This is a genomic window from Enterobacter sp. MGH 24 (assembly GCF_000493015.1).
Taxonomy (GTDB): Bacteria; Pseudomonadota; Gammaproteobacteria; order Enterobacterales; family Enterobacteriaceae; genus Enterobacter.
On sequence record NZ_KI535657.1, the window covers coordinates 4,646,784 to 4,661,657 of the forward strand.

A 14,874-nucleotide genomic window follows, 5' to 3' on the forward strand; every position below is an offset into this window, starting at 1 on the left:
CAGCATTTCTCTCGAGGGTAGAATGGATAATTTCCAGAAAGATATTGATGACAGGGCGAATCTGACCCTGTCGAACCGTTTTGAACTGTTGCTGTTCCGTCTTGGCACCTCTCTGAACGAAAATAAATCCGAGCTGTTTGGCATTAACGTCTTTAAGCTGCGTGAAATTGTGCCAATGCCGGAATTCACGAAACCCGCCGGGATGAAGTCACCGCTGATGGGGATGGTGAATATTCGCGATCAGGTGATCCCGGTGATTGACCTGGCCGCCGTGGCGGGCTGTAAGCCCACCACCGGGCTGAACATCCTGCTGATCACCGAGTATGCGCGCAGCGTGCAGGCATTTGCCGTGGAATCGGTTGAGAACATCATGCGTCTGGACTGGAAGCAGGTGCACGCGGCGGAAACCGCTGTTAGCGGTCGCTACATCACCAGCATCGCGTGTCTTGACGAGAAGACCGATACCAACGATCTGGCGATGGTGCTGGACGTTGAGCAGATCCTGTATGACATCACCCCGGCCAATCACGATCTGCACGCCACGAACCTGAAGACCACCAAATTCCATATCAAACCGGGCGCCGTCGCCATCGTCGCGGAAGACTCCAAAGTGGCGCGCTCGATGCTGGAGAAAGGTCTGCAGGCGATGGAGATCCCGGCGCAGCTGCATATCACCGGCAAAGAGGCGTGGGAGAAAATTGGCGTGCTGGCGGCGCAGGCACAGGCTGAAGGCGTTCCCATCACCGATAAGATCGCTCTGGTGCTGACCGACCTCGAAATGCCGGAGATGGACGGTTTTACACTGACGCGTAAAATCAAAACCGACCCGGTATTGAAGGACATTCCGGTGGTGATCCACTCTTCCCTTTCCGGCAACGCCAACGAAGACCATATTCGCAAGGTGAAGGCGGATGGGTATGTGGCGAAGTTTGAGCTGAACGAGCTGTCGTCGGTGATTGAGGAAGTGCTGGACCGCTCGCTGAAGAAGATTGACGGGCCGTTGATTAGCAGGAAGCAACTGGCTTAGTCGGGTGGCGCTACGCTTACCCGACCTACAAAACCCGTAGGCCCTGCAGGCGTAGCGCCAATGGGCAAACCATAAAAAAACCCGCCGAGGCGGGTTTTTTGTTTTTACATCAGTGGCATTGCTCGCTGCACGATATCAATCAGCGGCTGCGGATAGATACCGAAGATCAGCACCAGCAGCGCGGAGATAAGCACTACGATACCCCCGGCGCTGTACTGCCAGTTGGATGGCGCATCGCGGTTGAGCTGCTGAGGTGCGCTCAGGTACAGGCTCACTGCCACACGCAGGTAGTAGTAGAGACCAATCGCGGAGCCGATAACCACGCCCGCAGTCAGCCACCACAGGTGCGCCTGCACACCGACGGCCAGCACGTAGAACTTACCGATAAAGCCAAGCGTCATCGGGATACCTGCCAGAGAGAGCATCATCACGGTCATTACCGCGGACAGGATCGGACGGTGCCAGAACAGACCACGGTAGGAGAACAGTGAATCGGCATCCGGGCCACGGTACGGGCTGGACATCAGGCTCACCACGCCGAAGGCGCCGAGGCTGCTGAACAGGTAACCTGCCAGATACACGCCCACGGCTTCCATCGACATCTCGCCGCTCTGCAGCGCAATCAGCGCCACCATCAGGTAGCCCAGATGAGAGATAGATGAGTAGCCCAGCAGGCGCTTGATGTTGGTCTGGCTCAGCGCCATCAGGTTACCGAAGATGATGGAGACGAACGCGATAATGCCCAGCACCACGCGAACCGCTTCGCTGTCACCCACCGGCGCGTACAGGAACAGACGCATAACCACACCGAAGATAGCGATTTTGCTCGCCGTCGCCAGGAAGGTCGACACAGGAGCCGGAGCGCCCTGGTATACGTCTGGCGTCCACAGGTGGAACGGCACCAGAGAGAGTTTGAAGCCGAGGCCAACAATCATCATGCCCAGACCCGCCAGCAGCAGCGGCTCATGCAGCATGCCGTCGCCGAGGCTCTTGCCGAGCGCCATGAAGGAGAGATTACCGGACTGTGCGTACAGCAGCGCAATACCAAACAGCAGGAACGAGGACGCAGCAGCAGACAGAATGGTGTACTTGATGCTTGCTTCCAGGGAGCGCTTCTGACGGAAGGCGTAACCAATCAGGCCGAACAGCGGCAGAGAGATCAGCTCAATGCCGAGGAACAGCGCGGCCAGGTGGTTCGCATTCGCCAGCAGAATGCCGCCCAGCGCGGCAATCAGAACCAGCAGGTAAAACTCTTCTTTATTGTCGTTGTAGCCTTCGAGCCACGGATACGCAAAGGTACAGGTTGCCAGGCTCGCCAGCAGCACCAGACCGGTATACAGCATGGCGTAACCGTCAACGCGCATCAGCGGGGTGACGTCCATCGCCCCACCCTGGCCAACAAACCAGAGAGAAACTAACGCGGCGTTCAGGCCGATGACCGACAGCGTGGCATTCAGGAAGTGATTGCGTCGCCACGCAATGGAGAGCATCACAACCACCACCGTCAATCCGACGATCAGCAGCGGTAGCAGCGCGATCAGTTGTTGTGGAGTTATTGTCATGGCGAATTACGGCCTTGTAGTAGAAGCAGAATTAACAAACCACTGCTGGATGTTACCCATCGCGCTATGCGAGGTATCCAGAATCGGCTGCGGGAAGAAGCCCAGCAGCACCAGCAGTACGACCAGCAGCAGGATGATGAACAGCTCGCGCAGCGACATCCCCGGCAGTTCTTGTGCAGCAATTTCGCTCTTCGCTTTACCGAAGTAAGCGCGGTGCAGCATCGCCAGCGAGTAGACGGAAGCGAACACCAGACCAAAGGTGGAGATCACGGTAATCACCGGCACCACTTTGAAGCTGCCGAACAGAATCATAAATTCGCCGACGAAGTTACCGGTACCCGGCATCCCCAGGGTAGCAACTGCGAAGAACATGGAGAGCGCTGGCAGCCACTTAATTTTGCTCCACAGACCGCCCATCATACGCATGTCGCGGGTATGCAGACGTTCGTACAGCTGGCCGCACAGGATGAAGAGGCCGGCTGCGGACAGACCGTGCGCAATCATCTGGATCACCGCGCCCTGGTACGCCAGCTGGCTGCCGGTGTAGATAGCAATCAGCACGAAGCCCATGTGGGAAACGGAGGTGTAGGCAATCAGACGCTTGATGTCGTACTGCGTGAAGGCCATCCAGGCACCGTAGAAGATACCGATCACACCCAGCCACATGGCAATCGGTGCGAACTCTGCGGAGGCATTCGGGAACAGCGGCAGAGCGAAACGCAGCAGACCGTAGGCCGCCGTTTTCAGCAAAATGCCCGCCAGGTCAACGGAACCCGCCGTTGGTGCCTGAGAGTGCGCGTCTGGAAGCCAGCCGTGCAAAGGAACCACCGGCATTTTCACCGCGAACGCGATGAAGAAGCCCAGCATCAGCAGGTATTCAACGCCGTGGGACATCGGGGTCTTCAGCAGCTCTTCGTAGTTGAAGGTCCAGGTGCCGGTCGCGTTGTGGTGAACAAACACCAGCGCCAGAATAGCAATCAGCATCACCAGACCACTCGCCTGGGTATAGATGAAGAACTTGGTTGCCGCCGTGATACGCGTTTTACCGTCGGACGCCTTGTGGCCCCACAGCGCGATCAGGAAGTACATCGGCACCAGCATCATCTCCCAGAAGAAGAAGAACAGGAACATGTCGATGGCAAGGAACACGCCGATCACACCGCCCAGGATCCACATCAGGTTCAGGTGGAAGAAGCCCTGGTATTTTTCGATTTCACGCCAGGAGCAGAGTACCGCCAGAACGCCGAGCAGACCGGTCAGCACCACCATCAGCAGCGACAGACCGTCAATCGCCAGGTGGATCGTAATCCCGAAACGCGGGATCCACGGCAGGATGAACTCAGACTGCCACTGCGGAATGCCCGCAGACTGGGTCAGTGAATAACCGCCCTGCAACCACAGTTGCAGGCCAAGCGCGAGCGTCAATCCCATGGTGATCAGCGCGATCCAGCGCGGCATCTTCACGCCAAAGCGTTCAGTCTGCCAGCACAGGAAGCCGCCGATGAAGGGAATTAATATTAGCCAGGGTAGTAACATGGCGATTTACATTCCTTTTTAAGGCCCCCAGCAGGGGCCTGATTTTCAACGAATTCGAATAAAATTCACTTAACGATCAACGCAACACCATCAGCAGCGCCAGCACGACAACCGCACCGATGCTCATGGACGCCACATACCAGCGCAGATAACCGTTCTCGCTGTACAGCAGGCCTTTACCTGCAAAGCGGGAGAGGATCGCCGGGATATTCATCAGGCTGTTCAGTGGATCGCGTTTCAGCAGCCACGCAATGCCCAGGAACGGCTTAACGAAGATCATGTCGTACAGCCAGTCGAAGCCCCATGCGTTGTACCACCATGTGCCCAGCAGACGGCCCGGCGCGCTGTTGGCAACGGCAGTCACCAGCGTACGTTTGCCCAGCCACAGCCATGCTGCAATCAGGATGCCCGCGATAGCGACCACACCGGAGGTGATTTCAAGCGTTAGTACGCGACCGTGCTCAAGCTCGGTGGTGTCTGGCAGTACGCCCTGCAGCGGCGGCACAATCATCGCGCCGACGAAGGTGGACAGTACCAGCAGCACAATCAGCGGCAGGTGGTGGGTGATCCCCTTCCCTGCGTGAGCGTGAATTTGTTCTTTACCGTGGAATACGATGAAAATCATACGGAAGGTATACAGGGAGGTCATGAACGCACCGACCAGACCCGCAACCATCAGATTGATATGACCATTCGCCATGGCGCCCGCAAGGATTTCGTCCTTACTGAAGAAGCCCGCGGTGATCAGCGGCAGTGCCGCCAGCGCCGCGCCGCCTACCAGGAAGCAGACATAAACCAGCGGGATGGACTTACGCAGTCCGCCCATCTTGAAGATGTTCTGCTCGTGATGGCAGGCCAGAATCACAGAACCGGATGAGAGGAACAGCAGCGCTTTAAAGAACGCGTGCGTCATCAGGTGGAAAATGGCTGCGTCCCACGCCTGAACGCCCAGCGCCAGGAACATGTAACCAATCTGGCTCATGGTGGAATACGCGAGAACGCGTTTGATGTCGGTCTGCACCAGCGCGGCAAAGCCTGCCAGCACCAGCGTGACCGCACCGACGATACCCACCAGATGCAGAATTTCCGGGGTCATCAGGAACAGGCCATGGGTACGCGCAATCAGGTAGACACCGGCGGTGACCATGGTCGCGGCGTGGATCAACGCGGAGACAGGTGTAGGACCCGCCATCGCGTCGGCCAGCCATGTCTGCAACGGCAGCTGCGCGGATTTACCCACGGCACCACCCAGCAGCATCAGCGTTGCCCACCACAGCATGTTGTTGCCTGCGGCGAAGTGCGCAGGCGCCAGTTCCACCATTTCGCGGAAGTTCAGCGTGCCCAGTTCGTTGTAGAGAATGAACAGCGCGAAAGCGAGGAAAACGTCACCCACGCGGGTCACGACGAACGCTTTCATGGCCGCTGCGCCATTCTTCGGATCGGTGTAGTAGAAACCGATCAGCAGGTAAGAACACAGACCCACGCCTTCCCAGCCCAGATACATCAGCAGCAGGTTATCGGCCAGCACCAGAACAACCATGCTGGCGATAAACAGGTTGGTGTAGGCAAAGAAGCGGGAGTAACCCTCTTCACCGCGCATGTACCAGGAAGCGAACATGTGGATCAGGAAGCCAACGCCGGTGACCACGGAGAGCATGGTCAGCGAGAGGCCGTCCAGCACCAGGTTGAAGCCGATGTTGAAATCACCGACCGACATCCAGGTCCACAGCGGCACGCTGAATGGCTGACGTCCGTTGTTAAAGAAGTCGATACCCGCATACGCCGTCACCAGCGCAGCCAGGCCGATAGAGCCAATGCCCACGGTTGCAGACAGATTCTCAGACCAGCGGCCGCGAGAAAACGCCAGCAGCACGAAGCCAATCAGCGGAAAAATAATGGTTAAGGCAAGCATGTTCATCCACGCAACTCACTTACTGAATCGATGTTCAGGTTCTGGCGGCGACGATGGAGCTGCAGCAACAGCGCCAGGCCAATACTCGCTTCGGCAGCCGCGAGGCTGATGGCGAGAATGTACATCACCTGACCATCGGTCTGGCCCCAGTAGCTTCCGGCGACCACGAAGGCCAGCGCGGAGGCGTTAATCATGATTTCCAGACCGATCAGCATAAACAGCAGATTGCGGCGGATAACCAGACCGGTCAAACCCAGGACGAATAAAATCGCAGCGAGGATCAGTCCATGTGTTAAGGGGATCATGCGCGCTCCTCCATTTTTCTTTTCGCGCGGTCGTCAGTGCGGTTGCTCAGCACCTCGCCAGCACGCTCTTCGCGGCCAACGTGGAAAGCAACCACCAGACCTGCCAGCAGCAGCATTGAGGCCAGTTCAACCGCCAGAACGTATGGGCCAAAGAGCGTAATACCGACCTCTTTCGCGCCAATTGGCGTCCCGTCGATGCCCTGATCGTTGACGCCCAGAATGGCGTAAACGATCACCACCAGCATGATGGCCGACAAAATTGCCGGACCAATCCACACCTGCGGTTTTAACCACTGACGTTCCTGCTCAATTTCAGAGCCGCCCAGGTTCAGCATCATCACCACAAACACGAACAGCACCATAATGGCCCCGGCGTAGACGATGATTTCCAGCGCACCGGCGAAGTGCGCGCCCAGTGCGAAGAACACCCCGGAAATGGCCAGCAGCGAGATGATTAAGTACAGCAGCGCATGCACCGGATTGGTGTGCGTGATCACTCGCAGCGTAGCCAGGATGGCGATAAGGCCACAGATATAAAAAGCGAATTCCATTGCCCTCTCCTTACGGTAACAGGCTCTTGACGTCGATAGGCTTAGCTTCGTTCTCTGCTTCGCCCTTATCTTTGCCGTCGATTGCCATACCCGCCATCCGGTAGAAGTTATATTCCGGGTATTTGCCCGGACCGGAAATCAGCAGATCCTCTTTCTCGTACACCAGATCCTGACGCTTGTACTCACCCAGCTCGAAGTCTGGAGTCAGCTGAATCGCCGTGGTCGGGCACGCTTCTTCACACAGACCGCAGAAAATGCAGCGTGAGAAGTTGATGCGGAAGAACTCAGGGTACCAGCGGCCGTCTACCGTCTCTGCTTTCTGCAGAGAGATACAGCCTACCGGACACGCTACCGCACACAGGTTACAGGCAACGCAGCGCTCGGAACCGTCCGGATCGCGCGTCAGCACGATACGGCCACGGTAGCGCGGCGGCAGATATACCGGCTCTTCCGGGTACATCCGGGTTTCGCGTTTGGCAAACGCGTGCAGGCCGATCATCCAGATACTGCGTACCTGGGTACCGAAGCCTACCAGTAATTCTTTTAAGGTCATGGTCTATAGCCCCTTATGGCTGCTGCCAGAGAATGACAGCGGCCGTTACCAACAAGTTGACGAGCGTCAGCGGCAGGCACACTTTCCAGCCGAAGGACATTACCTGGTCATAACGCGGACGCGGTAACGCTGCGCGAATCAAAATGAACATCATCATGAAGAACGCGGTTTTCAGCGCGAACCAGATGAACGGCGGTAAGAACGGGCCATGCCAGCCACCGAAGAACAGCGTTACCATCAACGCGGAAATGGTGACGATACCGATGTACTCGCCCACGAAGAACAGACCGAATTTCATACCGGAATATTCGATGTGGTAACCGTCGGCCAGTTCCTGTTCGGCTTCTGGCTGGTCAAACGGGTGACGGTGACACACCGCCACGCCCGCGATAGCAAAGGTAATAAACCCAAAGAACTGCGGGATAACGTTCCAGATGTCGGCCTGGTTATTGACGATGTCGGTCATGTTGAATGAACCGGCCTGCGCCACCACGCCCATCAGGGAGAGACCCAGGAACACTTCGTAGCTCAGGGTCTGCGCGGAAGCACGCATCGCACCCAGCAGCGAGTATTTGTTGTTGCTGGACCAGCCTGCGAACAGCACCGCGTAAACCGCGAGGCCTGCCATCATCAGGAAGAACAGAATGCCGATGTTCAGGTCAGCGACCACCCAGGTCGGGCTGACCGGAACGATAGCAAACGCCAGCAGCAGCGAGGTGAAGGCGATCATCGGTGCCAGAGTAAAGATCACGCGGTCCGAGAAGCGCGGGATCCAGTCCTCTTTAAAGAACATCTTGATCATGTCCGCGACCAGCTGGAGTGAACCACCCCAGCCCACGCGGTTCGGTCCGTAACGGTTCTGGAACAGACCGAGCAGACGACGTTCACCAAAGCTCATGAACGCGCCGCAGGTGACCACCACCAGCAGGATAACAATCGCTTTCAGAATGCTCAGCAGGATGTCGATAAGATCCGGCGTTAACCAACTCATGCTTTTGCCTCCTGCAGATTATCAAGACGCGCACCCGCCAGTACCGGCGCGATGCCAGGCATACCCATCGGCAGACCCACCTGCCCTGCTGTCAGACCTTCGGAGATAATCAGCGGCAGGCTGATTGTCTGGCCGTCATAGCTAAAGGCAATGTTTGCGCCAGCGTTAACGCCAAGCTTCGCGGCATCCGCCGGGTTGAGCTTGATGTACGGCTGCGGCATACGGGTCTGGAAGACCGGAGAACGCTGAGACAGCTCGTCGCTACCGAACAGATGGTAGTACGGCGCGATACGCCAGTTGCCGTCCTGCGCCTGGAAGCTCGCCGGTACGGTGGTAAAGAAGTCCAGACCGGTTTCGGAGGCTTCAATCAGACGTACGCCCGGATCGCCGTGGCGCAGGGAGCCGCCCACTTCAGCCTGGAACTTGTTCCATGCCTGTGGGGAGTTCCAGCCCGGCGCCCATGCGAATGGGATTTGCGAACGCGGCGCAGACGGCTGGTTGTTCCCTTCCATGGAGAAGGCGAACATGGTGTCTTTATCCTGCGGCTGGCGCGGTTCGTGCACGCTGATGTTGGCGCGCATCGCGGTACGGCCGCTGTAGCGGTGCGGTTCACGCGCCAGTTTCTGGCCGCGGATGCGGAAGCTTGCTTCAGGCGCGGCATCTTTAATGCCTGCCAGCTGAGGCAGTTTTTCGACTACCGCGTCGATAACGTGGTCGAGCTGCGTCCAGTCCACTTCACGGCTCTGCACGGTGCTGTGCAGGGAGTGCAGCCAGCGCCAGCTTTCCAGCATCACGGTGTTGCTGTCGTAGTACGCCGGGTCGTAAACCTGGAAGAAACGCTGCGCGCGGCCTTCGTTGTTGATAACGGTACCGTCGCTTTCTGCGAAGCTTGCCGCAGAGAGCACCAGGTGCGCTTTGTCCATGATCGCGGTGCGCTGATGGTCAATGACCATCACCAGCGGCGCTTTGGAGAGCGCGGCGTCAACGCGAGCGGCAGAGGCGTGGCGGTGCAGGTCGTTTTCCAGCACCACAACGGCGTCAGCGGCACCGGATTCCAGTTCGCTTAACGCTTCTTCCAGCGAGCCGCCGCCGATCATGCCCAGACCAATGCTGTTCACCGCACGGGCAATCATGGTCACGCCGACGTCCGCACCGCGGCCCTTCAGGGCTTTGGCAACGTTGGCTGCCGCCTGAATGATCTCGGCGCTGCCGGCGTTAGTGCCCGAAATAATCAGCGGTTTCTTCGCACCCGCCAGGGCCTGAACAATCACGTCAACCTTGTTCTGCAGGTCGCGATCCAGTTCTACCGCCGGAGAGTTGCTGTCCAGCGCGTGGGCAATCGCAAAGCCAAGACGCGCCTGATCTTCAACCGGTGCGCAGTAGGTCCACGCCGCGATATCGTCCAGACGGGTGTTGTCGACGTTGGTCACAAACAGTGGATGCTTCGCGCGCTGCCCGATGTTCAGGATCGCCGCAATCTGCCAGTCGGCCACTTTCTGCGCGGCTGCCATTTCACGCGCTTTACCCTTCACCGCCTGACGAACCGCCAGAGCCGCGCGTGCGCCGGTCTGCGTCAGGTCTTCACCCAGCACCAGAACCGCATCATAGGATTCAATTTCGCGCAGCGCAGGGGTATGAATACCGCCTTCACGCAGCACTTTCAGTACCAGTTGCAGACGTTCCTGCTCGCCCTGGGCGATACCGGTATAGAAGTTTTCCGCGCCAACCAGCTCGCGCAGCGCGAAGTTGCTTTCGATGCTGGCGCGCGGGGAGCCGATACCGATCACTTTCTTCGACTGGCGCAGAATATCGGCCGCGCCCTGCATCGCCTGTTCAGCGTTCAGGGTAATGAAGTCATCGCCACGGCGCTGAACCGGCTGACGCGGACGGTCTTTCAGGTTCACATAGCCATAGCCGAAACGACCGCGGTCGCACAGGAAGTAGTGGTTAACGGTGCCGTTGTAACGGTTTTCGATACGACGCAGTTCGCCGTAACGCTCACCCGGGCTGGTGTTACAGCCGAGGGAACATTGCTGGCAGATGCTTGGCGCAAACTGCATGTCCCATTTACGGTTGTAACGCTCGGAGTGGGTTTTATCGGTGAATACGCCGGTCGGGCAGATTTCTACCAGGTTACCGGAGAATTCGCTTTCCAGCACGCCGTCTTCCGGGCGACCGAAATAGACGTTATCGTGCGCGCCGTATACGCCCAGATCCTGACCGTCCGCGTAGTCTTTGTAGTAACGCACGCAGCGGTAGCAGGCGATGCAGCGGTTCATTTCGTGAGAGATGAACGGCCCCAGGTCCTGGTTGCGGTGGGTACGCTTGGTAAAGCGATAGCGACGGAAGCTGTGGCCGGTCATCACGGTCATATCCTGAAGGTGGCAGTTACCGCCCTCTTCACAGACCGGACAGTCGTGCGGGTGGTTGGTCATCAACCATTCCACAACGCTTTCGCGGAACTGTTTCGCTTCTTCGTCATCAATCGAAATAAAGGTGCCTTCGGTGGCTGGCGTCATACAGGACATCACCAGGCGACCACGCGTGTCTTCCGCGTTTTGATATTGCTTCACCGCACACTGGCGGCAAGCACCGACGCTGCCCAGCGCCGGATGCCAGCAAAAGTACGGAATATCGAGGCCAAGAGACAGACAAGCTTCCAGCAGGTTGTCCGCCCCGTTGACTTCGTATTCTTTGCCGTCTACATGAATCGTAGCCATTAGCATGCTTCCAGTTGGCTCGGTCGAAACCGAGCGTTAATCAAAATTCTTGTCGTTACCAGCGCGCTTTAAGCAGGTTCGGCTGAATCCCATTAATCGCATGGGTATTGCTGAACGGCTGCTTGATGCCTGCTTCGAACTCGTCGCGGAAATATTTGATCGCGCTCTGCAGAGGTTCGACGGCACCCGGTGCGTGGGCGCAGAAGGTTTTACCCGGGCCTAAGAATCGACACAGTTGCTCAAGCGTCTCGATATCCCCAGGCTGGCCTTCGCCACGTTCGATTGCACGCAGGATCTTCACGCTCCACGGCAGACCATCACGGCACGGTGTACACCAGCCGCAGGACTCGCGGGCGAAGAACTCTTCCAGGTTACGCACCAGCGAGACCATGCCGATCTCGTGGTCGACGGCCATCGCCAGCGCCGTACCCAGACGACTGCCTGCTTTACCAATGCTTTCGAATTCCATTGGCAGGTCAAGGTGGGCTTCGGTCAGGAAGTCAGTCCCTGCCCCACCCGGCTGCCAGGCTTTAAATTTCAGACCATCGCGCATGCCGCCGGCGTAGTCTTCAAGAATTTCGCGCGCGGTGGTACCGAACGGCAGTTCCCAGACGCCAGGATTTTTAACGCGACCGGAGAAGCCCATCAGCTTGGTTCCGGCATCTTTGCTTGAAGAGATGCCCTGATACCATTCCACGCCGTTGGCGAGAATCGCAGGAACGTTACACAGGGTTTCGACGTTGTTTACGCAGGTCGGTTTACCCCATACGCCGGAGCTTGCCGGGAACGGTGGCTTGGAACGCGGGTTCGCGCGGCGGCCTTCCAGGGAGTTAATCAGCGCGGTTTCTTCACCGCAGATATAACGCCCTGCACCGGTGTGCACGAACAGCTCGAAGTCAAACCCGGTGCCCAGGATGTTTTTGCCCAGCAGTCCCGCTTCGGTCGCTTCCGCAATCGCGCGACGCAGGTTTTCCGCCGCTTCGATGTACTCACCGCGCAGGAAGATGTAGCCACGGTACGCTTTCAGTGCAAACGCGGAGATCAGCATGCCTTCCACCAGCAGGTGCGGCAGCTGCTCCATCAGCAGGCGGTCTTTATAGGTGCCCGGCTCCATTTCATCGGCGTTACACAGCAGGTAACGGATGTTCATGGATTCGTCTTTCGGCATCAGGCTCCACTTCAAACCGGTGGAGAAACCTGCGCCGCCGCGCCCTTTCAGGCCGGAGTCTTTCACCGCATTAACGATGTCATCCGGCGCCATGCCGCCAAGGGCTTTACGCGCACCGGCATAGCCGTTTTTGCTCTGGTATTCGTCGAGCCATACCGGCTGTTTGTCATCGCGCAGACGCCAGGTCAGCGGATGCGTCTCAGCAGTACGAATTACAGTTTTCATTTGTACTGCTCCAGCAGGTCAGGAATCGCTTCCGGCGTCAGATGGCTGTGAGTGTCCTCATCAATCATCATGGTCGGCCCCTTGTCGCAGTTACCCAGGCAGCAGGTTGGCAGCAGAGTAAAGCGTCCATCGAACGTGGTCTGGCCCGGCTTGATATTGAGCTTCTTCTCAATCGCAGCCTGAATACCCTGATAACCGGTGATGTGGCAGACAACGCTGTCACAGTAGCGGATCACATGGCGGCCAACCGGCTGACGGAAGATCTGGCTGTAGAACGTAGCTACGCCTTCTACGTCACTTGCCGGAATACCCAGCACTTTTGCGATCTCGTAGATCGCCCCATCCGGCACCCAACCACGCTGTTTCTGTACGATTTTCAGCGCTTCAATGGACGCCGCACGCGGGTCTTCGTAGTGGTGCATCTCGTGCTCAATGGCAGCACGTTCTGCTTCACTCAGCTCAAAAGCCTCGGTTTGTGGTTGTTGATTCTCGTGCATAATTAGCGGTCCACATCTGACATAACAAAATCGATACTACCCAGATACACAATCAGGTCGGAGACCAGACTGCCGCGGATGGCGGACGGGATCTGCTGCAGGTGCGCAAAGCTCGGGGTACGCACGCGGGTACGGTAGCTCATGGTGCTGCCGTCACTGGTCAGGTAGTAACTGTTAATACCCTTGGTCGCTTCAATCATCTGGAAGGATTCTTGCGCCGGCATGACCGGACCCCAGGAAACCTGCAGGAAGTGGGTGATCAGGGTTTCGATATGCTGCAGCGTGCGCTCTTTCGGCGGCGGCGTCGTCAGCGGATGATCCGCCTTGAACGGGCCTTCCGGCATGTTGTTGAGGCACTGCTCAAGGATGCGCAGACTCTGGCGCAGCTCTTCTACTTTCAGCATCACGCGGGTGTAGCAGTCGGAAACACCGCCGCCCACCGGGACTTCAAAGTCGAAGTTCTCGTAGCCAGAGTAAGGACGGGCTTTACGCACGTCGAAATCAATACCGGTCGCACGCAGACCTGCACCTGTCGTACCCCATTCCAGCGCTTCTTTCGCGCCGTAGGCAGCAACGCCCTGGGAACGGCCTTTCAGGATGGTGTTACGTAGCGCGGCTTTCTCGTAGGACGCCAGACGTTTTGGCATCCAGTCGAGGAATTCACGCAGCAGACGGTCCCAGCCGCGCGGCAGATCGTGTGCCACGCCGCCGATACGGAACCAGGCCGGGTGCATACGGAAGCCGGTAATCGCTTCGACCAGATCGTAGATTTTCTGACGGTCGGTAAAGGCGAAGAAGACCGGGGTCATCGCGCCGACGTCCTGAATGAACGTGGAGATGTACAGGAGGTGGCTGTTAATACGGAACAGCTCTGACAGCATGACGCGAATCACGTTAACGCGATCCGGCGTAACGATACCCGCCAGTTTCTCAACGGCCAGCACGTATGGCATTTCGTTGACGCAGCCGCCGAGGTACTCGATACGGTCGGTATACGGAATGTAGCTGTGCCAGGACTGACGCTCGCCCATCTTCTCAGCACCACGGTGGTGGTAGCCGATGTCCGGTACGCAGTCGACAATCTCTTCGCCATCAAGCTGAAGAATAATACGGAATGCACCGTGCGCAGACGGGTGGTTCGGACCGAGGTTGAGGAACATGAAGTCCTCGTTGTCGGTACCGCGCTTCATGCCCCAGTCTTCCGGTTTGAAGGTCAGCGCTTCCATCTCCAGATCCTGCTTGGCTTTGGTCAGCTCAAACGGATCGAATTCGGTGGCACGTGCCGGGTAGTCTTTACGCAACGGGTGGCCTGTCCAGGTCTGCGGCATCATGATGCGCGTCAGGTGCGGGTGGCCGTCAAAGGTCATGCCGAACATTTCCCAGGTTTCACGCTCGTACCAGTTGGCGTTCGGGAAAAGTTTGGTGATCGTCGGCAGATGCATGTCGTTTTCAGACAATGCCACCTTGAGCATGATATCCGTATTACGGTCTATTGAGATCAGGTGGTAGAAAACGGAAAAATCCGCAGCAGGGAGGCCCTGGCGGTGGGTACGCAGACGTTCATCCATGCCGTGTAAGTCAAACAGCATGACGTACGGTTTTGGCAATTTCTTGAGGAAATCGACAACTTCCAGCAATTGCTCACGCTTCACCCAAACAACGGGTACCCCGGTGCGGGTAGCCTGAACAGTAAAGGCATCCGGCCCAAAACGGTTGCGCAGTTCGCCAATGACGGGGTCATCCAGATGATCCCTTGTCTGCCAGGCGGCTTCTTGCGCGGTTAAGTCGGTCATATTGTTCACCATTGCAAATGGTCCGTGGTGACTG

12 protein-coding genes are annotated in these 14,874 nt (G+C 57.6%); 1 reads left to right on the plus strand and 11 read right to left on the minus strand.

Annotation, left to right across the window (positions count from 1 at the left end):
- The first annotated feature begins 22 nt into the window (after nt 1-22).
- Entirely contained in the window at nt 23-1,027 is a 1,005-nt protein-coding gene (locus L370_RS00415) for a chemotaxis protein (RefSeq protein WP_023336402.1), read from the plus strand.
- Between the two features lie 104 nt (nt 1,028-1,131).
- Here the strand turns inward: L370_RS00415 and nuoN are convergent, their stop codons facing one another.
- From nuoN to nuoC, 11 genes are all read right to left on the minus strand, one after another.
- Complete coding sequence (gene nuoN / locus L370_RS00410; RefSeq protein ID WP_014884632.1) at nt 1,132-2,589, minus strand: NADH-quinone oxidoreductase subunit NuoN; 1,458 nt, start codon at nt 2,587-2,589, stop codon at nt 1,132-1,134.
- Nucleotides 2,590-2,595: 6 nt separating this feature from the next.
- Nucleotides 2,596-4,125: an NADH-quinone oxidoreductase subunit M gene (gene nuoM, locus L370_RS00405; protein WP_023336403.1), complete on the minus strand. Its 1,530-nt coding sequence runs from the start codon at nt 4,123-4,125 to the stop codon at nt 2,596-2,598.
- Between the two features lie 76 nt (nt 4,126-4,201).
- Entirely contained in the window at nt 4,202-6,043 is a 1,842-nt protein-coding gene (gene nuoL / locus L370_RS00400; protein WP_014884634.1) for an NADH-quinone oxidoreductase subunit L, read from the minus strand.
- Nucleotides 6,040-6,342, minus strand: coding sequence for an NADH-quinone oxidoreductase subunit NuoK (nuoK, locus tag L370_RS00395; protein WP_003861496.1), 303 nt, complete (start codon nt 6,340-6,342; stop codon nt 6,040-6,042). The genes nuoL and nuoK overlap by 4 nt, the downstream gene beginning before the upstream one ends.
- On the minus strand, nt 6,339-6,893 hold the full coding sequence (gene nuoJ, locus L370_RS00390) for an NADH-quinone oxidoreductase subunit J (RefSeq protein WP_023336404.1): 555 nt from the start codon (nt 6,891-6,893) through the stop codon (nt 6,339-6,341). The genes nuoK and nuoJ overlap by 4 nt, the downstream gene beginning before the upstream one ends.
- Nucleotides 6,894-6,903: 10 nt before the next feature.
- Nucleotides 6,904-7,446 carry an NADH-quinone oxidoreductase subunit NuoI gene (nuoI, locus tag L370_RS00385; protein ID WP_003861491.1) on the minus strand — a complete coding sequence of 181 codons (543 nt, stop codon included), beginning with the start codon at nt 7,444-7,446 and terminating at the stop codon, nt 6,904-6,906.
- 13 nt (nt 7,447-7,459) lie between these two features.
- Nucleotides 7,460-8,437 (minus strand): NADH-quinone oxidoreductase subunit NuoH, encoded by a 978-nt coding sequence (nuoH, locus tag L370_RS00380; RefSeq protein WP_008500211.1) that lies wholly within the window; start codon nt 8,435-8,437, stop codon nt 7,460-7,462.
- Nucleotides 8,434-11,157, minus strand: coding sequence for an NADH-quinone oxidoreductase subunit NuoG (gene nuoG / locus L370_RS00375; protein ID WP_023336405.1), 2,724 nt, complete (start codon nt 11,155-11,157; stop codon nt 8,434-8,436). Before nuoG ends, nuoH begins: the two co-directional genes overlap by 4 nt.
- Nucleotides 11,158-11,212: 55 nt before the next feature.
- Nucleotides 11,213-12,550: an NADH-quinone oxidoreductase subunit NuoF gene (nuoF, locus tag L370_RS00370; protein ID WP_023312536.1), complete on the minus strand. Its 1,338-nt coding sequence runs from the start codon at nt 12,548-12,550 to the stop codon at nt 11,213-11,215.
- On the minus strand, nt 12,547-13,047 hold the full coding sequence (gene nuoE, locus L370_RS00365) for an NADH-quinone oxidoreductase subunit NuoE (protein ID WP_006176513.1): 501 nt from the start codon (nt 13,045-13,047) through the stop codon (nt 12,547-12,549). The genes nuoF and nuoE overlap by 4 nt, the downstream gene beginning before the upstream one ends.
- Before the next feature lie 2 nt (nt 13,048-13,049).
- Nucleotides 13,050-14,852 (minus strand): NADH-quinone oxidoreductase subunit C/D, encoded by a 1,803-nt coding sequence (gene nuoC, locus L370_RS00360; protein ID WP_023312537.1) that lies wholly within the window; start codon nt 14,850-14,852, stop codon nt 13,050-13,052.
- Nucleotides 14,853-14,874 lie beyond the last annotated feature (22 nt).

What these genes read in the sequence shown, in the direction of transcription:
- L370_RS00415 (WP_023336402.1), top strand. Translation starts at nt 23, where the DNA reads ATGGATAATTTCCAGAAAGATATTGATGACAGGGCGAATCTGACCCTG.
- nuoN (WP_014884632.1), bottom strand. Translation starts at nt 2,589, where the DNA reads ATGACAATAACTCCACAACAACTGATCGCGCTGCTACCGCTGCTGATC.
- nuoM (WP_023336403.1), bottom strand. Translation starts at nt 4,125, where the DNA reads ATGTTACTACCCTGGCTAATATTAATTCCCTTCATCGGCGGCTTCCTG.
- nuoL (WP_014884634.1), bottom strand. Translation starts at nt 6,043, where the DNA reads ATGAACATGCTTGCCTTAACCATTATTTTTCCGCTGATTGGCTTCGTG.
- nuoK (WP_003861496.1), bottom strand. Translation starts at nt 6,342, where the DNA reads ATGATCCCCTTAACACATGGACTGATCCTCGCTGCGATTTTATTCGTC.
- nuoJ (WP_023336404.1), bottom strand. Translation starts at nt 6,893, where the DNA reads ATGGAATTCGCTTTTTATATCTGTGGCCTTATCGCCATCCTGGCTACG.
- nuoI (WP_003861491.1), bottom strand. Translation starts at nt 7,446, where the DNA reads ATGACCTTAAAAGAATTACTGGTAGGCTTCGGTACCCAGGTACGCAGT.
- nuoH (WP_008500211.1), bottom strand. Translation starts at nt 8,437, where the DNA reads ATGAGTTGGTTAACGCCGGATCTTATCGACATCCTGCTGAGCATTCTG.
- nuoG (WP_023336405.1), bottom strand. Translation starts at nt 11,157, where the DNA reads ATGGCTACGATTCATGTAGACGGCAAAGAATACGAAGTCAACGGGGCG.
- nuoF (WP_023312536.1), bottom strand. Translation starts at nt 12,550, where the DNA reads ATGAAAACTGTAATTCGTACTGCTGAGACGCATCCGCTGACCTGGCGT.
- nuoE (WP_006176513.1), bottom strand. Translation starts at nt 13,047, where the DNA reads ATGCACGAGAATCAACAACCACAAACCGAGGCTTTTGAGCTGAGTGAA.
- nuoC (WP_023312537.1), bottom strand. Translation starts at nt 14,852, where the DNA reads ATGGTGAACAATATGACCGACTTAACCGCGCAAGAAGCCGCCTGGCAG.